This is a genomic window from Humibacter ginsengiterrae (genome assembly GCF_054780115.1).
In genome coordinates this window covers 69820-89640 of sequence record NZ_BAAGWY010000011.1, presented here as the reverse complement: position 1 = coordinate 89640, position 19821 = coordinate 69820, and the positions used below count along the sequence as shown (strand labels likewise).

Sequence of the window (19821 nt, the reverse complement as noted above, 5' to 3'; positions counted from 1 at the left end):
ATGTCAACGATGACATTCGATTGTCAACGATGACATCATTGATCGCGCCTCAGAACCTGGTGCAGCCGCGACAGCTCAGGATTCTCCCGGCGTCAACAGCGGGAGGAGCGCAGCGCGGGCATCCGCCTCTAACCGGCTATCAGGCGGCTTGCGCTTGCCGTGAATCACGCAACGCCACACCGGTCGCGATCGCCAGTATGACGATGCCCACCGACTCGACGACCACGGTCTCGGGAACGAGGGTGAACGTCCACACCTCCCGGATGCCGAACAGGCCGACGGTCAGCGCCAGCCAGAGGGCGAGCAGGCTTGCGATGAGGAACAGCAGACCGAGCGCGAGCGCCGCCTGCAGCAGGCGATCGCGAAAGACGAGTATGGCGATCGCCAGCACGAACGCCGCCACGGAGTTGAGCACGAAGAGCGTGCCAAGTAGTCCGCCGACGCCGTCGAAGACGAGGAAGAGATGGATGCCTCCCACGAAGACCAGGACGATGACGCTCAGAATGCGCCACAACCATTGGATGCTCTGCCTGCTCGCGGCCATGACCCTACCTGCTTTCGATCGTTGCCCCCGTCGAGGGCTCTCTGCTTCAGACACGACGGAGGAGCTTCGCCGGTTCACGTCACGGTCAACTGTGCGGTCGCACCCGGGCAGGTTCCTCGACGGCAACGCGTTGCCTGGTGCGAACTAGCCACACGACGTCCCTCCCGAACGATTCGATGAGCAACACGAGTGCGATCCCGGCCAGGGCCGAGTCGAGCCATCCAGGAAGCGAGCCCGTCGCCACCATCGTGAGGGCGATGCCGCAAATCGCAGTGACGACCTTGCGCCAGTACCGAGGTGGCAAGGATGCGCCCATCCAGGGAAGCAGCCACGCCGCGCCGACGAACGCGTATCGCATCAGCCCGATCGCGAGAACCCAGGCACCCACGTATCGCAGGTCGTACGCGCACAGCACGAGTAGCAGGAACGCGTCGACCTCCATGTCGAATCGTGCCCCGAGCTCGGTCACGGTCCCCGTTCGGCGCGCGACATAACCATCGACCGCGTCGAGCGCGAGCGCGACTGCGACGGTCGAGACCAGGATCGGTGCCTGGACCGGCGTGCTGAACGACGAGACGACCATCGCTGTCACGATCGCGACGAGCACGGAGCGGGTCGCCGTCACCGCGTTCGCCGGACCGAAGCGTGCCGCTTCACCCCGTCGGAGGCCGAGCGAGAGCAGGACGGATGACGCAAGCAGGTACGCGAGCCCTGCCGCGAAAGCAGCAGGAGAGAGCGGCGTGACGGAGTGCACGACGCCGATGGCGGTCAGCCCGGCCGCAGCCCACCACCAGGGAGCCGACTGAACCGTTCCCATATGCCCTCCGTGTACTCATCATGGTTGTCATGGACACCACGTGGCCACGGCCCTCTGCGGTTCAGCCCGACCCGGATTCCGCCGTCGCGTTGTGGACGACCGGTGTGGGAACGGCAGAACTCAGGAGCGAACCCCTGACGACCGCGATCGAGGGCGAGGCGACGGTGCGCACCCTGTGGACCGGTGTCAGCCGCGGAACGGAAACGCTCGTCGCGCGTGGAAGGGTTCCGGTGCGCGAGTGGCAGCGGATGCGCGCTCCCTTTCAGGCCGGCGACTTCCCGTTCCCGGTGAAGTACGGCTATCTGGCGGTGGGCGTGGTCGACGCCGGTCCGGACGGGCTGAAGGGCCGGACCGTGTTCGCGCTCCACCCGCACCAGTCCCGCTTCACGGTTCCCGTAGCAGCGCTCACACCCGTTCCCGACACTGTTCCCACCCGGCGCGCGGTGCTCGTCGGCGCGGTCGAGACCGCGATCAACATCGTGTGGGATGCCCGCCCGCAGGTCGGGGATCGGATCGTGATCGTGGGCGCCGGTCTGATCGGATGTGCCGTCGCCGCAGTGCTCAACGGCATTCGCGGCATCCAGGTCACCCTCGTCGAGGTCGACGCCGCGAGAGCGCCGGTCGCTGCGGCGCTCGGCGCAGATCTCAGGAGCCCGTCTGAGACGATCCCGGATGCCGACGTGGTGATCGAGGCGAGCGGAGCGGCGTCGGGATTGCAGTGGGCATTGCGCGCCGCACCGACCGACGGCGAGGTGATCGTCGCCAGCTGGTATGGCGACGAACCGCTTCCACTCGATCTCGGAGCCGATTTCCACTCCCGCCGGTTGACCATCCGCTCCAGCCAAGTGGGCGCCGTCGCTCTGAGCCGGCGGTCGCATCGTACGACGAACGAGAGGCTGGCACTCGCAATGCGCCTCCTGCAGGACCCGATCTTCGACGCGCTGCTCGGTGAGACCTCGAGTTGGAGGGCGCTTCCAGCGGTCGTCGCGTCGCTTGCCGAAGGCACGGGATCCCCGCTGTGCCACACCATCGATTGGAGTGCCGAATGACCTTCAGCGTGACGGTGCAGGACTACCTCATGATCGCGCACAGCCTGCGCGGCGAAGTGTTCGGACCCGCGCAGAACCTGCACGGCGCCACCTATGTCGTCGAGGCGAGTTTTCGTGCAGCGGAACTGGATGCCGACGGCGTCGTCGTCGACATCGCCCAGGCGACGAGCGAACTGGCAGCGATCGTCGAGTCATACTCGTACCGCAACCTCGACGACCTCCCCGAGTTCGCAGGGGTGAACACCACGACCGAGCGCCTCTGCCAGGTGATCGGAGATCGGCTGGCAGCGGCAGTCCGCGAAGGAGCACTCGGATCGAACCCGTTGACCGGGATCTCCGTCACCCTGCGCGAGTCGCCTGTGGCCTGGGCCGCGTACGACGTGGAGTTCGAATGATCGCCCGTACGGTGCACGTGCTCGTCCCCGCGTGGATCGACGATGTCGACCGCGTCAGCGGTGGAAACGTCTACGACCGCGAGCTGATTGCCGGATTGCGCTTGCGCGGCTGGACCGTGATCAGCCACGAGGTCGTCGACGCTGCCACAGGCGCCGCCGCGCTCCTCTCCGTACCGGATGGGGCGCTGGCACTCGTCGACGGCCTCGTGGCGGGCTGGATGCCCGGCGCGATCGAGGCGATGAGCGATCGCATACGCATCGTGCTGCTTGCTCACATGGTGGCCTCGGCATTCCCGGGCGCGTCATCCGAGACGACCCACGCCGAACTGCGTGCGGTGCAGAGCGCCCGCCGGGTGGTCGTGACGAGCCGCTGGACGGCTGACGAGCTGACGAGACGCACGCCGTTGACCCGCGATCTCACCACGATCGCCCGTCCCGGAGCGCACGCTGCGCCGACGGCAGTGCCATCGCGCGACGGCGACCTCATCTGCGTCGGCGTCATCGCGCCGCATAAGGGTCAGGATCTTCTTCTTCAGGCGCTCGCGCGACTGCACCGGACCGATTGGACATGCTTGATGGCCGGCTCGATGGTGCCATTCGACGTGTTCGCTCGCCGGGTAGCCGAGAACGCGGCCGCATTCGATGGCAACGTGACGTTGCCCGGCGTGCTCAACGCCGAAGAGCTCGAGGCCGCGTATCGACGCAGCTCCCTCCTCATCGCCCCATCGCGACTGGAGAGCTCCGGCATGGCGATCGCAGAGGCGCGAGCACGTGGCATCCCCGTGCTTGCCGCGGCAGTCGGAGGGATCCCGGACACGTTGTCCGGCGGTGGCGCGATTCTCGTGGATCCCGACGACGAGGTGGCACTCGCCGGCGCCATCCGATCCTGGCTGACAGACCCGGCGCTCAGGGATCGACTCCGCCGCGAAGCCCGGAACGCGCGCCACCAGCTTCCCCGCTGGGAAGAAGCCGCCGCAGAGGTCGAGAAGGCGCTGATCGCAGCATGACCACGACGACTGTCACAGCCGAGTGGCTGGCCCGGCGAGCCGCGGCCGACGATGCGGCTCGCTCGAGGAGACTCGCCGCAGCGCTCTCCAGACTCATCGGGCCGGGCCCGGTGACGGTGCACGACCTCGGATCAGGAACAGGCTCGATGGCGAGATGGACTGCTCCCCGGCTCCCCGGTCCGCAGCGGTGGGTGCTGCACGACCGCGATGCGGGCATTCTGGCCCAGTCGGATCTCCGGTCGGTCGTCGATGGTGCCGGCCGGCCGGTCGTCTCGGACGTGAGGATCGCCGACCTCGCCGACCTCGGAACCGACGCGTTCAACGGCGCGTCTGCAGTCACGGCATCCGCTCTCCTCGACGTGATCACAGAAGCAGAGGCCGAGCGTATCGCGATGGCGTGCGTGGCCGCAGGCGTGCCCGCCTTCATGAGCCTGACCGTCACGGGATGTGCGAGTCTGAGCCCAGTCGATGAGCTCGATGCCGAGTTCAATGCTGCTTTCAACGAGCACCAGCGCCGCAACGAGGGCGGGCGCCGGCTTCTCGGACCACAAGCCGTACCGGTCGTGACCGGGCTCTTCCGTGCCGCCGGATGGCACGTCGGCATCGCCCATACGCCATGGCGGCTCGGCCCGGGGCAGACGGAACTGGTGCTCGAATGGCTCGACGGCTGGCTCGGCGCCGCCGTCGAGCAGCGCCCGGAACTGGCGGGCGCCGCCGAACAGTTCTCTCGGCTCCGTCGGTACCAGGCCGCGGCCGGCGCGTTGCGCGTGACGCTCTCTCATGAGGACGTGCTGGCATGGCCCCATTGAGCAAGACCTCCGTACGGCTCCGTGTCGCCGTTCGCATTGCCGTCCCACTGGCGATAGTCGCGGCCACCCTACTCGCGGTGGGCGCCGGCCCGTTCGTGCGCGGTTTCGCCTCGGTCTCGGCTCCCACGATCCTCATCGCGTTCGCGCTCGTCGGCGTCGCGACAGCCGCCGCGGCCTGGAGATGGCGAGAAATCGCCCACGGGCTCGGGATTCGACTCACCTGGCGTGCGGCGTTCTTCGCCTACTACCGTTCGCAGTTCCTCAACACGGTTCTCCCGGGCGGGATCCTCGGTGATGTGCACCGTGCGTACGACCACGGACGCCAGGCGGGCAACGTGCGAACCGCAGCGCGAGCCGTGGCGACCGAGCGCGTCCTCGGGCAGTTCGTGCAGATCGCTCTGGCCTTGGCCGTGCTGGTCCCGCTGGGGATGACCTCCGCACTCGGAGGGCTCGCGCTGGCAAGTGCGGTGCTGTCCGCGGTCGCTGTGACAGTCGTGTGCCTGGCAACGCTGACGACGCCGGGGCGTCGCGTGCTCCGGCGCGAGCTTCAGCTGCTCTCGCCGCTCCTTTCTCGACCCCGCACCATTGCGACCGTGGTGATTTCCTCGATCGTCGTGACGGGCTCGTTCTGTGCGCTGTTCATCGTCGCGGGGCTCGCCGCGGGAGCGACAGCCGTTCCAGGCAACTTAGGAGCGGTTGCGCTCGTCGTGCTCGGCGCATCCGCGATCCCGGTCAACGTCGGCGGTTGGGGCCCGCGCGAAGCGGCGAGCGCATCGGCCTTCGCCTTGATCGGATTGGGCGCCTCGACGGGACTGACGGTGTCGGCGGCATTCGGGATGCTCGCCATGATCGCCGTCGCACCTGGTGCACTGGTGCTGGTCGGCGATCGCATCCGTGCCCGCGGGGGCCGGACGCGTTCCGGGGAGAATGCAGGTGGACGCGCCGTAGTAGGTCATTCCCGGCCACCGCTGGATGCCTCGCTGAGCGTTCGGCAGGGGGAAGCCCTATGAGTGATCGCCCGTACGTGACCGTGAGCTGCGCGATGTCGATCGACGGCTACCTCGACACGGCCAAACCGCACCGGCTGGTGATGTCCAACGCGGCCGACCTGGACCGGGTCGACGCTGTTCGCGCATCCAGCGACGCGATCATGGTCGGCGCGTCGACCGTGCGCCGCGATGATCCGCGCCTGCTCGTGCGCGACGGCGCTCGTCGTGAGCGGCGTATGGCCGAGGGCCTCGGCTCCTCGCCGACGAAGATCACCGTCACAGCGAGCGGCCTCCTCCCCGCGAGCTCATCGTTCTTCACCACAGGCGACTGCACTCGCCTGGTCTACTGCCCCGCATCGAGCGAGAGCCTCGTGCGGGCGAGCCTCGGTGAGCTGGCCACCGTCATCGGACTGGGAACGCAGGTTACGATGACCGCTCTCCTCGACGATCTGGGCGCGCTACGCGGCGTTCGCCGGCTCATGGTAGAGGGCGGCGGCATCCTTCTCACGCAGTTCCTCACGGCGGGCCTCGTCGACGAGCTGCAACTCGTGGTCGCGCCGTTCTTCGTTGCTGAAGAGGGAGCGCCACGTGTGTTCGGGCCCGGCCTCTACCCGTGGACAGCGACGAACAGGGCGGACCTCGTCTCCACCAGGCAGATCGGGGACGTCGTGTTGCTGCGATACGCCCTCTCCGAGAGGTTCGAGGACCGGCGATGACAGGCCCCATGCCGCGGACCCTAGCCGCGCATCCTCGGCGGGCGGCGATGCTCGCGCTGGCGATCGTGCTTCTCATTGCCGCACCCTTGGTCCCCGGTATCGTCTCGACCGGCTCGGCTCTAGGGTTCGCCAGGATTCCGTTCGAATCGCTCGCCGTGCTGTTCGTGCTCTACATCGTGCCCTGGAAGCCGGTTCGGGTAGCCTGCGCGTCGCTGTTCGGCGCTTTCGTCGTGGTGGCCATTCTGCTCGCCGGAATCGATCTCGGGTACGAGCAAGTACTCGACACCCACTTCGATCCGGCCGACTGGCAGCAGTTGAACGATGCCTTCGGCGTCATCTCGGACGCGATGGGAGCGGTGCCCGCTGCCCTATTGGTCGCTGTGGCCCTGCTCGTCGCAGCCGGACTGGCCGTCGCCCTCGCGTTCTCCGCACTGCGGGTCGGCGCCGCCGTCCGCCGGCATCTGCGCATCGGTCCCGCGATCGTCACCACCGCGTCAGCGATCTGGGTCATCGCTGCGTTGACCGGAGCCCAACTCGTGGCGGGCCAGCCCACTGCGGCAGCGGCATCCGTGGATGCCCTGGGAGCCGCGACCTCGGAGGCGTCGAAGAGCCTTGGTGCTCAGTCCGCCCTCTCCAGGGATGCCGCGGACGACCCCTTCGCGAGCCAGCCGGCATCCGATCTCCTCACCTCACTGCGCGGGAAGGACGTCGTCTTCGCGTTCATCGAGAGCTACGGGCAGGTAGCCGTTCAGGGAACGGCCTTCTCCGGCGAGGTGGACAAGGTTCTTCGGGAAGGCGAGGCAGAACTGGCCGGCGACGGATACACCAGTGAGAGCGCCTGGCTCACCTCACCGACCTTCGGCGGGCTCAGCTGGCTCGCGCACTCCACGCTCCAGACCGGCCTGCGGATCGACGAACAATCGCTCTATAACACCGTGATCCGCAGCAGCCGCTTCACATTGAGCGATGCGTTCCGCAAGGGCGGCTGGCGAACGGTCAGCGACGTGCCGTCCGACGCTCGGCCTTGGCCGTACGGCACGTCGTTCTATCACTACGGCACCCTGCTGAACTCCGGGAACGTCGGGTACACCGGCCCGAGGTTCGGATATGCGCGCATCCCCGACCAGTACACGTGGAAGTACTTCGCCGATCGCGAGCTCGCGGGTGGGCACACCCCGGTCATGGCAGAGATCGACCTGGTCTCCTCCCACACCCCCTGGGCCCCACTGCCTCAGATCGTGCCGTGGTCGCAGATCGGTGACGGTTCGATCTACGACTCCCAACCAGCCCAGAGCGAGTCGTCCGAACAGGTTTGGCAGAACGACGCGACCGTCCAGCAGTTCTACGGCGAGTCCGTGCAGTACACGCTGCGCTCACTGTTCTCGTTCCTGCAGCACGTGAACGATCCCAACCTCGTCGTCATCGCGCTCGGCGATCACCAACCGGCCACGATCGTCAGCGGCAAGGGTGCGAATCACCAAGTACCGATCAGCATCATCTCGAAGTCCGCATCGGTGTTTCAGCCGATTGCCGGGTGGCACTGGCAGCCGGGCCTCCTGCCGACGCACGAAGCCCCGCTCTGGCCGATGGATGCATTCCGCGACCGCTTCCTCACCGCCTACGGTTCGAAGGGCTGAGGCATGACGGTCAGAACTGAGAGCCGCATCATCATCGCGAGGCGAATCGACGAGGTGTGGAGCTACCTGTGCGACGTCGAGCGTTGGCGGGAATGGGCGCCGACCGTGCTCGAATGCCGGATGCGCGACCACGGCCCGCTGCGGCCAGGCACCTGGATAGAGCAGAAGGCGAAGGACTACGGCTGGGTCCACCATCGCAGTGAGCAGGTGACCGTGCTCGATCCTCCCCACTTCATGGCGTTCGCCGGAACGATGGGGAGCTCCGCGGCACGCTGGGGAATGGAACTCTCGGCGGAGGGCGACGAGCGGACGAACTCGATGATGTGGGTCGAGATCGACATCGCCAACGTCATGCGCGCCATTCCCCGTCGCGCCTTGCAGAGTCAGGTTCAACGCGTGAGCAACGTGGAGATGGCTGCGATCAAGGCCGCAGTCGAGCACGACGCGCACGCAGACGGTGGCCGGCCGTGAGACACCCGATCAACCGGCGGGAGCGTCTGATCGAGACCTACCGCAAGAAGGCCGAGCATTACGACCTCACCTCCCGGTTCTACCCGGTACCCGGCTACCCGCAGAGCGCTCAGCGGGCACGCGCCGTACGAGCGCTCGACCTGAACGCGGGCGACACCGTCGTCGAGGTCGCGTGTGGCACGGGTCTCAACTTCCCGTTGATCGAAAGGGCTGTGGGCGTGAAGGGCCGCATCGTCGGCATCGACCTGACCGATGCCATGCTCGCGCGGGCCGCGAAACGGGTCGAAGCGAACGGATGGAGCAACGTCAGCCTCGTGCAGGTCGATGCGGTCGAATTCGGCTTCCCGGCGGGGATCGGAGCAATCCTCTCCACTTACGCTCTCACGCAGGTGGAGGGGTGCGCACAAGTCATCGCAAACGGCGCCGCTGCGCTCTCCACGGGCGGTCGTTGGGTGGTGCTGGATCTCAAGATCCCCGACAGGACCCCGCTTTGGCTGACCCGACTCGGCACCGCCATGGTTCCGACCTCTGGTTCCCTCGACGAATGGATCATGCGCCGTCCGTGGGAGACCATCCACACGGCCATGCAGGAATGTCTCGACGACGCATCCTGGACCGAACTGTGCTTCGGCACTGCCTTCCTCGCCGTCGGAACAGGTTCGTAGCACGACGGAAGAAGAGATCTCAACAGCTCGCGACAGCGACCCTTGGAGAGATGCGGCTCGCGCAACTGTCAGCACTAATGTCAAAGGCGTGATCATCGCGGTAGACGACCCGAAGGCGACCGACGTGCTCGCACTGCTTCAGGAGCATCTGCGTGACATGTTCGCGACGTCGCCGGCAGAGAGCGTGCATGCGCTGGATCCTGAAGCGCTCGCGCACTCGAGTATTACGTTCTGGTCCGCCCGTGAGGCCGAGACACGACAATTGCTTGGCGTCGGCGCCCTGAAGCAGCACAGTGCAACGATCGGCGAGGTGAAGTCGATGCGCACGAGTGCTGCGGCTCGTGGCCGCGGCGTTGCCAGCGCGATACTGGCCGCGATCCTCGCGGAGTGCCGTACCCGGGGCATCCGCGAACTCAACCTCGAGACGGGGACCCAAGAGTACTTCGCGCCCGCTCGCGCGCTCTATTCGAAGCACGGATTTCGCCGCCGGGGCCCCTTCGCTGACTACACGGACGACCCGAGCAGCGCGTACTTTCAACTCGCGCTTTAAGCGCGAATAGCTCCTTCCGAGGCGAAGTCTGGGCACGAGACGAAGTCGGGGCCTCGTCCGTTTCCAGACGAGGCCCCGACTTCCGCGTGATTTTCGCGGATATCAACAGTTCGCGACAACGACCCAAATGGTGTTCGGCGCTACGCGCCTCAACACTCAATCGCTCAGTACGAGAGCAAGCAAGCTTGCTCTCGTACTTCGCTCAATCGTGTGGAGATGGGGGGAATTGAACCCCCGTCCATCGCTGTGGTCATACGCCTTCTACGGGCGTATCCAATGACGGCGCTTTACTCGGTCCCGGAACTTGCCATTGGCAGCTGATCCGACGAACCCAGTCACGGTTGGAGTCCCTCTACGCCCCATGACGATACGTAGAAGCAATCTCTCTAGCTGACGCCAGGATCCGGGTAGAGAGCATTCCCGGATTGACGGTCTCTTAGATCGCTAAGTACGATCAGGCCGCGAGAGCGACCTGGGCCTTAGCGGAGACAGTGCTGTTGGAATTGGCACTTATTTTTTGCAGGGAGCGTTAGCGAGATAACCCTGCATCCTCGACCCGCTTCTCGTAATCTCGCAGACGATGTCGAAACCGATCATCCCCATGAGGCGGGCCGCTGTCGCGCACTGTTGAGTTTCTGGTGAGGTGCATCCGCAACTGGTGCGGCCTCTCAGGCTACAACACCGACCGCGCGCATGTCATGCCCGGATGTGCGAATCTGGAGGGGTGGCATCCTCGATCCCCGCGCCGAGCACGATCGAACGCACCGATGAGGCGCTCGACCTCACGCCGCGCCACACGCTCGACACACCATGGCGGGCCGTCGTGTGGAACGACCCCGTCAATCTCATGTCGTACGTGGTCTACGTGTTCCGCAGCTACTTCGGCTTCAGCCGCGAGAAGGCGACGCAGCTCATGCTGCAGGTGCATCATGAGGGCCGTGCGATCGTCGCCAGCGGCACCAGGGAGGCGATGGAGGTTCACGTGCACGCGATGCACGGCTACGGGCTCTCCGCAACCGTCGACAGGGCGGAGAAGTGACCCGGATTCGACGTCTCGGCGGCGAATCGCTCGCGGTCACGGTCTCCGACAACGAGTTCATCGCGCTCTCACGGCTCGAGGCCGATCTGCTCGGCGTTCTTGCCGACCGTCTCACGGCCCTGGCCGACGGCGGAGCAACGCGTGATCGCATGTTCCCGGACGCGTACCACGACGACCCCGAAGCTGCGGCCGAATTCCATGCACTCACGGATGTCGACCTCGTCACCGCGAAAAGCGAGGCCGCGCGGAGCGTGATGGATGCCTTCATGTCCGCCGTGGAGGACTCATCCGGTTCGCTCTGGAGACGCGGGACATCGCGCACGGTCACTACGGATGCCGCACTCACCCTCGCGATGCTCCGCAATCTCACCGATCTGCGACTCATGGTCGCCGATCGTCTCGGCATTCAGAACGACGATGACGACGGGAGCGGTGGCGCAGCGGCCGACCGCGTCGTGTACTGGTGGCTGGGCGAGACACAGGAACTGCTCGTGGAGGCACTCTCCGCCGGTGGGTTCGGGATGCCCGATCGGTGACGGCATCCGATCGCCGGAGTGATCCGAACAGTCGTCGGCTCGCGGGCGACCGTAACGCGCGATCGGCTACTCGCCGAGGTGGTTCCGGTTGGCCATGGCGCGGTCCGCCTCGCGCCTGTCCTGCCGCTCGCGTAATGCCTGGCGCTTGTCGTACTCGCGCTTGCCCTTCGCGACCCCGATCTCGACCTTGGCGCGGCCGTCGGAGAAGTACAGCTGCAACGGAATCAGCGTGTAGCCGCCGTCTTTGATCTTGTTCGCGATCTTCACGATCTGCTGCTTGTGCAACAGCAGCTTGCGCTTGCGGCGTGGAGCATGGTTGTTCCACGTTCCGTCGAGGTACTCGGGAATATAGACGGCGTCCAGCCACGCCTCTCCCCCGTCGATGAACGCGTAGCCGTCGACCAGCGAGGCGCGGCCTTCGCGCAACGACTTCACCTCGGTGCCGGTGAGCACCAGCCCCGCCTCATACGTGTCTTCGATCAGGTAGTCGTGGCGGGCGCGGCGGTTGGTCGCCACCACCTTCTGACCACGTTCCCTGGGCATGGCACACCTCTCAGCTCGACACGAGGCACGGACCTACTCCGCACACCGATGCCGCACCCGGCTTCGGCGCAGCAGCCCACCAGCCTACCGCGCCGCGGTGGGCCGTGTCGCTTTCAGACCCGAAGGTAGCGGCGGATCGCGACGCTGGACGCCAGTGCCGCCAACCCGATGCCGACGATCACGAGGATCGGCGCCACGATCCAGGCGCTGTCGAGCCCGACGAACGAGGTGAGTTGCATCTTCTGCGACAGGTAGCCACGCACGAAGAACTGCACGATCGCGAATACGGCACCGACCGACAGCAGCGATCCGATCAAGGCGGCGAACACACCCTCCAGCACGAACGGTGTCTGAATGAACCCGTTCGATGCGCCCACCAGTCGCATGATGCCGAGCTCCCGTCTTCGCGAGAACGCGGAGAGCCGGATGGTCGTGGCGATCAGCAATGCCGCGGCGACGAGCATCACGACCGCTATCGCTATCGCGGTGAGGCTTGCGGCGTTCAGGATGCGGAAGATCTGATCCAGATAACTTCGCTGGTCTGTGACGGACTGCACCCCGGCCACCCCGCTGAGACTCTGCGCTATCACATCCGACTGCGCCTGATTCTTCAGTTTGATCCAGAACGTCTGATTCAGCAGCTCGGGGGTGACGTAGTCGGCGACGGGATTGCCCTTGAACTGCTTCTTGAAGTCTGCATACGCCTGCTTGTGGTTCTCGAAGTAGAACTTGTCGATGAACGGCGCCAGCGCCGACGACGACAGCTTCGCCTTCACGGCCGCGATCTGCGCGGGCGTCGCATCCTGCCCCTGACAGGTCGTGCTCACGTCGGTCTCAGTGCACATGTACACGGCCACCTGAGCGCGGTCGTACCAATACGTCTTCATCTGGCCGATCTGCATCTGCATCAGGATGGCCGTGCCCACGAACGTGAGCGAGATGAACGTCACCAGGACGACCGAGATCACCATGGACAGGTTGCGCTTCAGGCCGCTCCCCGCCTCGGACATGACGAGTGCGAATCTCATGACACCGGCCCCACATCCTGGTTGGAGTCGTCTTCGTGATCGTGCTTGCCCGGCGCACGAAGGCCGAGTCGCTCGGCAAGCGTGAGCTCGGCGACATCGGAGTCCGGACGACGGACCGGTGCCGTAGGCGGATTGGCGAAGTGGCCGTCGAGCACGGATTCCCGGCTCGCGGATGCCTCGCGCGGCACCCCAACCGGCACGCGTTCAGATTCGACACGAGCTGGCGCGTGCTGCGGCGCCGACGAGTGAGCGGGCTCCGAGCGCTCCGGGGCCTGCGTCGCCGGCTGAGCGGCCGTCACCGGCTGCGAGTTCTCGGAGGTGGATCCTGCGACGAGCGGCGCTGCAGCGGCTTCCGCCGGCGCAGCGGTCTCGGGGGCGGCCAGTTCGGCAACGGCCGCCTCGGCCGGCGCCGCGGGAGCCGTCTCGGGCTGCGGCTGCACCTCCTGACCGGCAACGGATGCCGCCACGGGCGCCGTCGTGACAGTGGGTGCGGCCGCGGGGGGCATCTCTGCGGCCCGCTCCGAGCGGCGCGTGCGCGAGGCATCCTTCGCCGCTTTCTTCTCCGCCTTGCGCTCGGCACGGGAAGACTTCGCTGTGCGAGCACTGACGAGGGTTGCGGATGCCGCAGCGCCGGCTGCGACGGGTTGCTGCGCAGGATCATCCTCCCCGCCGAATGCGCGGGGCACCTCGGCGCGCCCGTGCTCGTCCAGCACCGGAATCGCTGCGGTGAAGCCGTATCCGCCGTGCCGCTCATCGCGCACGAGCTTGCCGCCCACGAGCTCGATGACGCGTTTCTGCATGCGGTCGACCAGCCCGGCCTCGTGCGTGGCCATCAGCACCGTCGTGCCCGACGCGTTGATGCGCTCCAGGACCGCCGTGATCCCCGCGCTGGTGGCGGGGTCGAGGTTTCCGGTGGGCTCGTCGGCGAGCAGGATCTGCGGCTTGTTCACCACGGCGCGGGCGATGGCCACGCGCTGCTGCTCTCCACCGGAGAGCTCGTGCGGGAAGCGCTGCCCCTTGCCCTCGAGCCCGACCATCGCGAGCACGTCGGGAACGGCCTCGTGGATGAAGCCCTTCGACTTGCCGATCACCTGAAGGGTGAAGGCAACGTTGTCGAAGACGGTCTTATTGGTGAGCAGGCGGAAGTCCTGGAAGACCACGCCGACGTTCCGCCGGAAGTAGGGCACCTTGCGGTTGGAGATGCTGCTGAGGTTCTGGCCCAGCACGTGCAACTTGCCGCGGGTGGCGCGTTCCTCACGGAGGATGAGGCGCAGGAAGGTGGACTTCCCCGATCCGGACGCGCCGACCACGAACACGAACTCCCCGCGGAGAATCTCGGTCGTGATGTCGTCGAGGGCCGGGCGGGGGGTTCCCTTGTAGCTCTTGCTGACGTGGTCGAATCGGATCATGACCCGCTCAGCCTAAGCACTCGCCCCGCCGATGCGACCGAGCGACTCACCTACGGTCGTCGTCAGTCCGTCGGCTTTTGCTTGCGCCAGCGGATGCCCGCTGCAATGAACCCGTCGAGGTCGCCGTCGAACACCGCCTGCGGGTTGTTCACCTCGTGCTCTGTGCGGAGGTCTTTCACCATCTGGTAAGGGGCCAGCACGTAGGAGCGCATCTGGTCGCCCCAGCTCGCCGTGATGTTGCCTGCGAGCTCCTTCTTGGCCGCAGCCTCGGCTTCGCGCTGCAGCAGCAGCAGTCGCGACTGCAGCACGCGCATGGCGGCGGCACGGTTCTGGATCTGCGACTTCTCGTTCTGCATCGACACCACGATGCCCGTGGGCAGGTGCGTGATGCGCACGGCGGAGTCCGTCGTGTTCACCGACTGGCCGCCGGGCCCCGACGAGCGGAAGACATCCACCCGGATGTCCGCCTCCGGAACGTCGACCTCCTGCGCTTCCTCCATCAGTGGAATGACCTCGACGGCAGCGAAGGATGTCTGCCGCTTGCCCGCCGAGTTGAACGGGCTCATGCGCACGAGACGATGCGTGCCCGCTTCGACCGAGAGCGTGCCGAACGCGTACGGAGCGTCCACCTCGAACGTGGCCGACTTGATGCCGGCCTCCTCGGCGTAGCTGGTGTCCATGACCCGGGCCGAATAGCCGTGCTGCTCGGCCCACCTCAGGTACATGCGCAGGAGCATCTCGGCGAAGTCGGCGGCATCCACCCCGCCCGCGCCGGCGCGGATGGTGACCACCGCCGGCCGCTCGTCGTACTCGCCGTCGAGGAGGGTCTGCACCTCGAGGTCGCCGACGGTCTTCTGCAGCTCCTGCAGTTCGTTGCGGGCCTCCTCGGCCGACTCGTCGTCACCCTCGGAGTTGGCGAGCTCGACAAGCACCTCGAGGTCGTCCAGACGCTGCTCGATGCCGTTCAGTCGGGTGAGTTCGGCCTGACGGTGGCTCAGCGCGCTCGTCACCCGCTGCGCCTTCTCCGGGTCGTCCCACAGATCGGGGGCGCCGGCTTCCTCGCTCAGCCGCTCGATGTCGGCACGCAGCTGGTCCACGTCGGAGACGGCGCGGATCTCTGCGAAGGTCGCACGCACTTCGGCGATCTGCGCGCTCAGGTCCAGTTCGATCATGACCGCACAAGCCTAGCGGCGACCGAGGCGAGAGCCGTGAGAGCTCGCTCTCACGGCCGAGCCGACCGAGCCGCGCAGCCGCGATACTGGCGATTGAGATGAGAGCTGGGCGAGCTTGCTCGCACAGCCGAGTCGATTGAGTCAGTCGAGCGGCGCAGCCGCGAACAGCGGCGACCGAGGCGAGAGCCGTGAGAGCTCGCTCTCACGGCCGAGCCGACCGAGCCGCGCAGCCGCGATCACTGAGCGCGGCTTGGTATACCAACTGCCCTAGGCTGGAAGCCGACATGACCTCGAGCGACGCGAACTTCAGCATCCGCGATATCGCGCTCGCCGCGTTCCTGCCGACGGCGCTGTTCTCGATCGGCGAGGGCGCTGTCATACCGATCATTCCCGTGCTCGCCCACAACCTGGGCGCGGGACTCGCTCTCGCCGGGTTCATCGGCGGCATGATCATGGTCGGCGAGATGGTGGGCGACATTCCGAGCGGCTGGGTCGTCTCCCGATTCGGCGAGCGGCGTTCGATGATCGGTTCCGCCCTGCTTTGCGTCGTCGGCCTCGTGATCTGTCTTCTCGCGCCGGGCGATCTCATGCTGACGATCGGCGTGTTCCTCATCGGTCTCGCGACGAGCGTGTTCGCTCTCGCGCGGCATGCCTTCATGACCGGTTATGTGCCCCTGCAGTATCGAGCACGCGCCCTGTCGACCCTCGGTGGTGTCTTTCGCGGCGGTTGGTTCGTCGGGCCGTTCATCAGCGCAGGCGTGATAGCGCTGTTCGGCAATGCGCACGCCGTGTTCTGGGTGCACATCGTCATGTGCCTCGCGTCGACGGCTGTGCTGATCATCGTTCCCGACCCCACCGAGAAGATCGTCGCCTCGCGTCCCGTCTCGAGCGCGACGACCGGTGGCGTCGCGGTGCCCGCTTCCCAGGCGCCCGATATCCGGGATGCCGGCCGCGTGGAGGCGGAGCAGCGCACGGAAGGCCTCTTCCGCACCATCTGGACCCACCGCGCCGTGCTGCTGCGCATGGGAACGTGCGCCGCCCTGATCTCGGCACTGCGATCATCCCGCACCGTGATACTGCCCCTGGCCGCCGTCGCGATCGGGATGTCCGCCACCAATACCGCACTGATCATCGGCATCGCCGGCGCCGTCGACTTCGCATTGTTCTACACCTCCGGGCAGATCATGGACCGCTTCGGACGCCTGTGGTCCGCGCTGCCCTCGATGCTGGGACTGAGCGTGACACACCTCGCGCTCGCCTTCGTCTCCGACCAGACGTGGTTCACGGTGGTCGCGATCGCGATGGCCGTCGTGAACGGCGTAGGCAGCGGCATCCTCATGACGCTCGGAGCCGACCTCGCGCCGCGGTCCGACCCGGCCCCGTTCCTCGGCGCGTGGCGTTTCACGAACGACGTCGGCCAGGCGGGAGCACCCATGTTGGTCTCCGGCGTGACGGCGCTGTTCTCCCTCGCGGCGGCCTCCGTGTCGATGGGTGTTCTGGGGCTGGTCGGCGCCTGGATGCTCGTGCGCTATGCCCCCAGATACATCCCGCGAAGGCGCGTTGCCGCAAACGGGTGAGCTTCGACCGGAGCGACGCTTGTCGCGGTCGGAGCACAAGAGGATCCTGGAAGCGAAAGCGTGGATCTGACGGGAGGTGGCCCTCCTGCTGCGCACATCGCGACTGAAGGCCGGTGCCCTCGCCGTCGTGTTGTTCGGCACGACGGCCGATTTCGTGCTGGCATTCGCCCCGATCGCATCCGCCGCATCAGCCCGCACGATCAGCGTGAACAGCGGAGGCGACGTGAATGCCGCTATAGCGCAAGCCCGTCCCGGCGACACCGTCGCATTGCGACCCGGGATCTACCGAGGAACCGTGCTGATCGACAAGGCGATCACACTTTCCGCCGATCAGGCGACCGTGAACGCGCCGGACGGCGGCGCGGCGATCGCCGTCACCGCCGGCAACGTCACGATCGACTCCGTCGCGACCAGTTGTTCCGACGCGAGCGGGTCGCCGACCGGCGTGGAGGTGACAGCGCAGCATGTGCGCGTCGTTGGCTCTCCCGTGCTGCAGTGCGCCACCGGCATCCGGCTCGACGGCGCCGGCGACTCCTATCTGCAGGGCGACTCGTTGCTCGGCCGTCGATCACCCGACCGCCGAGGGGTCGGCGTGAGCGCGACGGATGCCGACGGTGTGACGATGCTGGGCAACACGTTCGAGGACGACGACACCGGCGTGGTCATCCAGGGAACGGCGACGCCGCTCCTCGACTCGAACACGTTCTCCCGGGTCGGCACCGCGGTGGCGCTGGATGCGGTCAGCGAGGCGGTCGTCAACGGCACTCTCGTAGTAGGGGCGACCGGGCCGGCGGTGCTCGTGACAGGCAGCCATGGCGCCGAGATCGCGCGACTGAATCCGTCTGGCAACGGAAGCGGATCGGGTCCGGCTATCCAGCTCTCGGCGACATCCGGCCCGTCGTCCGTCGTTGATGTCGAGGACTCAAGTCTCGCCCACTTCGGCACGGGACTGAAGATCGACGCCGGATCGGTGACCGGCAGCGTGATCGTGATCGGAACGACCTTCGACGGAGTCACGCAGGCGGCCATTGTCATGGCAGCCGGCGCGGGCGGCACCGTGAACGCCACGATCGGGGACTACTTCGGCGGCTGCGGGCCGCGTGCTCCAGACCACGGCTACGACGGAGGGGGTGCCGCCGTCGTCGATCCCGAACTCATGGTCTCCTATACCGAGAACAACTGCCATGCCCCGGCCTCCCCCGCGCCACCCGCAATGCCGGGCGGCGGCGCTACGGCCCCGCCGGTGGCGAACGACGGCAGTGGCGGCTCCGATGGCATAGATCTGCCGTCGGCCGTCGGCTCCGCTCTTGTCACGGCAGGCGTCTCCCTGCTTCTGGTCGTGTGCGCCGGCGGTGTGCTGTACGCGATCCGGAGGAACCGCCACGTTCACTGAGCCGAGAGCAAAGCGAGCTTGCTCGCGCGGCCGAGACCATGGAGCCGGTTGAACGCGAAGCGCGAACCCTGACGACTTCGGGGTGAGAGCAGAGCGCGAAGCGCGAACCCTGACGCTCACCAGAAGACGCTGCGCGCCGTGGAGGTGACACCGATGCGGATGCCCGCGGGCACGAGCACCGAGACCACCGGCGGATGCCACACCGCCGACAACTCCACAACGGCGCTGCGTCCGTCGGCGCATCCCGCCCGTTCGACCTCGAGCGCATCGAAACCGTCGGTGACCGCCGTCGAGAGGAATTCAGCGACCGCGGCCTGCACCGCCGGTGCCTCCAACGTCGGGCGGGGCTGCCCGTCGACCACGGCGACGCTCTCGAGGTCGTAGGACTCGGCGCCGGCGAGCGCCGCGCCGTCCGCCACCGCATACAGGCGCTCGCGTTCCAGATACAGCGACGTGATCGAGGAGACCAGCAAGACGAGGACGAGGCAGAGGAACGCATAGAAGATCACGAGCGGCAGGATCGACCCCGTATCGTCCGTGAGCCTGCGGGCCAACGCCGGCGAACGCGGGCTCCGATGGAACAGGATCGCGAGTCGTGTTTCACTCATCTCGCACCCCACAGTCGCGACACCCGGTTGGTGCTGGTCGCCTGCACCGTCACTGACGCGTCGTGTCGCAGATCGAGCACATCCGGAACCAGCGGAAGTGACGCACGCACCTGCACGGTGACCGTGACGGTGCCGAGTCGCGTGAGGCAGGCATCCGGTCGCGGCGCGCACCGCACACGAACCGTAGCGGCGTCGGTAGACAGCCCGAAGTCGGCGAGCGCGAACGCGATAGCAGCGGACGCCTCGGCCGAAGCCTCCGTCTCGCTCGGAGCCTGCACGAACACCCGTGCCGCCTGGCGCGCTGCGCCCGCAGCCGCGAGTTCCGCGCCCTGGATGCTCGCCAGCGCGACGACGAGGTACACGGTGGGTACGAGGAGGATGAGTCCAGCGGTCACGAACTCGAGGGCTGCGGTACCGCGGTCGGATGCCACAAGGCGCGCGAGGTGAGCCCGGGCCGCCCGACCCTCGGCTGACGGATTCTCAGCCGAGCGATTCCGCGGGCGCATGACCGCTCACCTCCAGCGCTCGACTCGGCCCGAACAGACCTGCCAGCGGCAGCGGGGCGCGAACCGTCACGATCACCGATCGCGTGCCCCGATACGTTCCGTACGTCGCGGATACGCCCTTCGCGTAACCGTCTCCGAGTGCCGAACCGATGAGCTCACGAGTGCGCTGCTTGCCGTCGCCGAGGGTGTTATCGGCCAGCGCGGCGATGTGTGCGCCCTCGGCAGCCGCGTCGATGAGCGTGTTGCGCACGAGCAGAGCGAGGCCGAGCTGCAGCACCGCGACCGTCAGAACGGTCAGCAATGCGCCGACCATTACGAACTCGGCTGGGGCGGAACCTCGTTCCTGACGCCACTTCCGCAT

At 66.9% G+C, this 19821-nt stretch carries 23 protein-coding genes and 1 other RNA gene; 14 read left to right on the top strand and 10 right to left on the bottom strand.

The window, feature by feature from the left end; genetic code table 11:
- Window positions 1-139: 139 nt before the first annotated feature.
- On the bottom strand, window positions 140-544 hold the full coding sequence (locus ACYVII_RS13525) for a hypothetical protein (protein ID WP_460535903.1): 405 nt from the start codon (window positions 542-544) through the stop codon (window positions 140-142).
- A gap of 85 nt (window positions 545-629) precedes the next feature.
- Window positions 630-1361 (bottom strand): CDP-alcohol phosphatidyltransferase family protein, encoded by a 732-nt coding sequence (locus ACYVII_RS13520; protein WP_460535901.1) that lies wholly within the window; start codon window positions 1359-1361, stop codon window positions 630-632.
- 29 nt (window positions 1362-1390) lie between these two features.
- Here ACYVII_RS13520 and ACYVII_RS13515 point away from each other — a divergent pair, with 29 nt between their 5' ends.
- From ACYVII_RS13515 to ACYVII_RS13470, 10 genes are all read left to right on the top strand, one after another.
- Window positions 1391-2410: a zinc-dependent alcohol dehydrogenase gene (locus ACYVII_RS13515; RefSeq protein ID WP_460535899.1), complete on the top strand. Its 1020-nt coding sequence runs from the start codon at window positions 1391-1393 to the stop codon at window positions 2408-2410.
- Entirely contained in the window at window positions 2407-2805 is a 399-nt protein-coding gene (locus tag ACYVII_RS13510) for a 6-pyruvoyl trahydropterin synthase family protein (protein WP_460535897.1), read from the top strand. Before ACYVII_RS13515 ends, ACYVII_RS13510 begins: the two co-directional genes overlap by 4 nt.
- Window positions 2802-3812 carry a glycosyltransferase family 4 protein gene (locus ACYVII_RS13505; RefSeq protein WP_460535895.1) on the top strand — a complete coding sequence of 337 codons (1011 nt, stop codon included), beginning with the start codon at window positions 2802-2804 and terminating at the stop codon, window positions 3810-3812. Before ACYVII_RS13510 ends, ACYVII_RS13505 begins: the two co-directional genes overlap by 4 nt.
- Window positions 3809-4621, top strand: a complete 813-nt coding sequence (locus tag ACYVII_RS13500) for an SAM-dependent methyltransferase (protein ID WP_460535893.1) — start codon at window positions 3809-3811, stop codon at window positions 4619-4621. Before ACYVII_RS13505 ends, ACYVII_RS13500 begins: the two co-directional genes overlap by 4 nt.
- Window positions 4609-5631: a lysylphosphatidylglycerol synthase transmembrane domain-containing protein gene (locus tag ACYVII_RS13495; protein WP_460535891.1), complete on the top strand. Its 1023-nt coding sequence runs from the start codon at window positions 4609-4611 to the stop codon at window positions 5629-5631. The genes ACYVII_RS13500 and ACYVII_RS13495 overlap by 13 nt, the downstream gene beginning before the upstream one ends.
- Window positions 5628-6326: a RibD family protein gene (locus ACYVII_RS13490; RefSeq protein WP_460535889.1), complete on the top strand. Its 699-nt coding sequence runs from the start codon at window positions 5628-5630 to the stop codon at window positions 6324-6326. Before ACYVII_RS13495 ends, ACYVII_RS13490 begins: the two co-directional genes overlap by 4 nt.
- Window positions 6323-7963, top strand: coding sequence for an LTA synthase family protein (locus ACYVII_RS13485; protein ID WP_460535886.1), 1641 nt, complete (start codon window positions 6323-6325; stop codon window positions 7961-7963). The genes ACYVII_RS13490 and ACYVII_RS13485 overlap by 4 nt, the downstream gene beginning before the upstream one ends.
- Before the next feature lie 3 nt (window positions 7964-7966).
- Window positions 7967-8434 carry an SRPBCC family protein gene (locus ACYVII_RS13480; protein ID WP_460535884.1) on the top strand — a complete coding sequence of 156 codons (468 nt, stop codon included), beginning with the start codon at window positions 7967-7969 and terminating at the stop codon, window positions 8432-8434.
- The gene (locus ACYVII_RS13475) at window positions 8431-9099 is read left to right on the top strand and encodes a class I SAM-dependent methyltransferase (RefSeq protein ID WP_460535883.1); all 669 of its coding nucleotides are present in this window, start codon (window positions 8431-8433) and stop codon (window positions 9097-9099) included. Before ACYVII_RS13480 ends, ACYVII_RS13475 begins: the two co-directional genes overlap by 4 nt.
- Window positions 9100-9187: 88 nt before the next feature.
- Window positions 9188-9649 (top strand): GNAT family N-acetyltransferase, encoded by a 462-nt coding sequence (locus ACYVII_RS13470; RefSeq protein ID WP_460535881.1) that lies wholly within the window; start codon window positions 9188-9190, stop codon window positions 9647-9649.
- 208 nt (window positions 9650-9857) lie between these two features.
- On the opposite strand, the gene ssrA is transcribed toward ACYVII_RS13470, so the two are convergent.
- Window positions 9858-10250: a transfer-messenger RNA gene (gene ssrA / locus ACYVII_RS13465) on the bottom strand.
- Window positions 10251-10355: 105 nt separating this feature from the next.
- Here ssrA and clpS point away from each other — a divergent pair.
- Together clpS and ACYVII_RS13455 are read left to right on the top strand one after the other, a co-directional pair.
- The gene (gene clpS / locus ACYVII_RS13460; RefSeq protein ID WP_460535879.1) at window positions 10356-10688 is read left to right on the top strand and encodes an ATP-dependent Clp protease adapter ClpS; all 333 of its coding nucleotides are present in this window, start codon (window positions 10356-10358) and stop codon (window positions 10686-10688) included.
- Window positions 10685-11224 (top strand): DUF2017 family protein, encoded by a 540-nt coding sequence (locus ACYVII_RS13455; RefSeq protein WP_460535876.1) that lies wholly within the window; start codon window positions 10685-10687, stop codon window positions 11222-11224. The genes clpS and ACYVII_RS13455 overlap by 4 nt, the downstream gene beginning before the upstream one ends.
- A 66-nt stretch (window positions 11225-11290) precedes the next feature.
- Here the strand turns inward: ACYVII_RS13455 and smpB are convergent, their stop codons facing one another.
- The 4 genes from smpB to prfB all read right to left on the bottom strand — a co-directional run bounded on the left by smpB (window position 11291) and on the right by prfB (window position 15376).
- Window positions 11291-11767 carry an SsrA-binding protein gene (gene smpB / locus ACYVII_RS13450; protein WP_460535874.1) on the bottom strand — a complete coding sequence of 159 codons (477 nt, stop codon included), beginning with the start codon at window positions 11765-11767 and terminating at the stop codon, window positions 11291-11293.
- Between the two features lie 113 nt (window positions 11768-11880).
- Window positions 11881-12795, bottom strand: coding sequence for a permease-like cell division protein FtsX (ftsX, locus tag ACYVII_RS13445; RefSeq protein ID WP_460535872.1), 915 nt, complete (start codon window positions 12793-12795; stop codon window positions 11881-11883).
- Complete coding sequence (gene ftsE / locus ACYVII_RS13440; protein WP_460535870.1) at window positions 12792-14204, bottom strand: cell division ATP-binding protein FtsE; 1413 nt, start codon at window positions 14202-14204, stop codon at window positions 12792-12794. The genes ftsX and ftsE overlap by 4 nt, the downstream gene beginning before the upstream one ends.
- Window positions 14205-14266: 62 nt before the next feature.
- Window positions 14267-15376 carry a PCRF domain-containing protein gene (gene prfB, locus ACYVII_RS13435; RefSeq protein WP_460535868.1) on the bottom strand — a complete coding sequence of 370 codons (1110 nt, stop codon included), beginning with the start codon at window positions 15374-15376 and terminating at the stop codon, window positions 14267-14269.
- Between the two features lie 284 nt (window positions 15377-15660).
- Here prfB and ACYVII_RS13430 point away from each other — a divergent pair, with 284 nt between their 5' ends.
- On the top strand, window positions 15661-16953 hold the full coding sequence (locus ACYVII_RS13430; protein WP_460535866.1) for an MFS transporter: 1293 nt from the start codon (window positions 15661-15663) through the stop codon (window positions 16951-16953).
- Window positions 16954-17029: 76 nt separating this feature from the next.
- Window positions 17030-18346 (top strand): right-handed parallel beta-helix repeat-containing protein, encoded by a 1317-nt coding sequence (locus tag ACYVII_RS13425; RefSeq protein WP_460535864.1) that lies wholly within the window; start codon window positions 17030-17032, stop codon window positions 18344-18346.
- Between the two features lie 116 nt (window positions 18347-18462).
- Here the strand turns inward: ACYVII_RS13425 and ACYVII_RS13420 are convergent, their stop codons facing one another.
- From ACYVII_RS13420 to ACYVII_RS13410, 3 genes are read right to left on the bottom strand one after another with little or no spacing between them, the layout of a single operon-like run.
- Window positions 18463-18954, bottom strand: coding sequence for a pilus assembly protein TadG-related protein (locus ACYVII_RS13420; RefSeq protein ID WP_460535862.1), 492 nt, complete (start codon window positions 18952-18954; stop codon window positions 18463-18465).
- A complete protein-coding gene (locus ACYVII_RS13415) occupies window positions 18951-19385 on the bottom strand; it encodes a hypothetical protein (protein ID WP_460535859.1) in 435 nt (144 codons plus the stop codon). Before ACYVII_RS13415 ends, ACYVII_RS13420 begins: the two co-directional genes overlap by 4 nt.
- A gap of 49 nt (window positions 19386-19434) precedes the next feature.
- Window positions 19435-19821 carry a TadE/TadG family type IV pilus assembly protein gene (locus ACYVII_RS13410; RefSeq protein ID WP_460535856.1) on the bottom strand — a complete coding sequence of 129 codons (387 nt, stop codon included), beginning with the start codon at window positions 19819-19821 and terminating at the stop codon, window positions 19435-19437.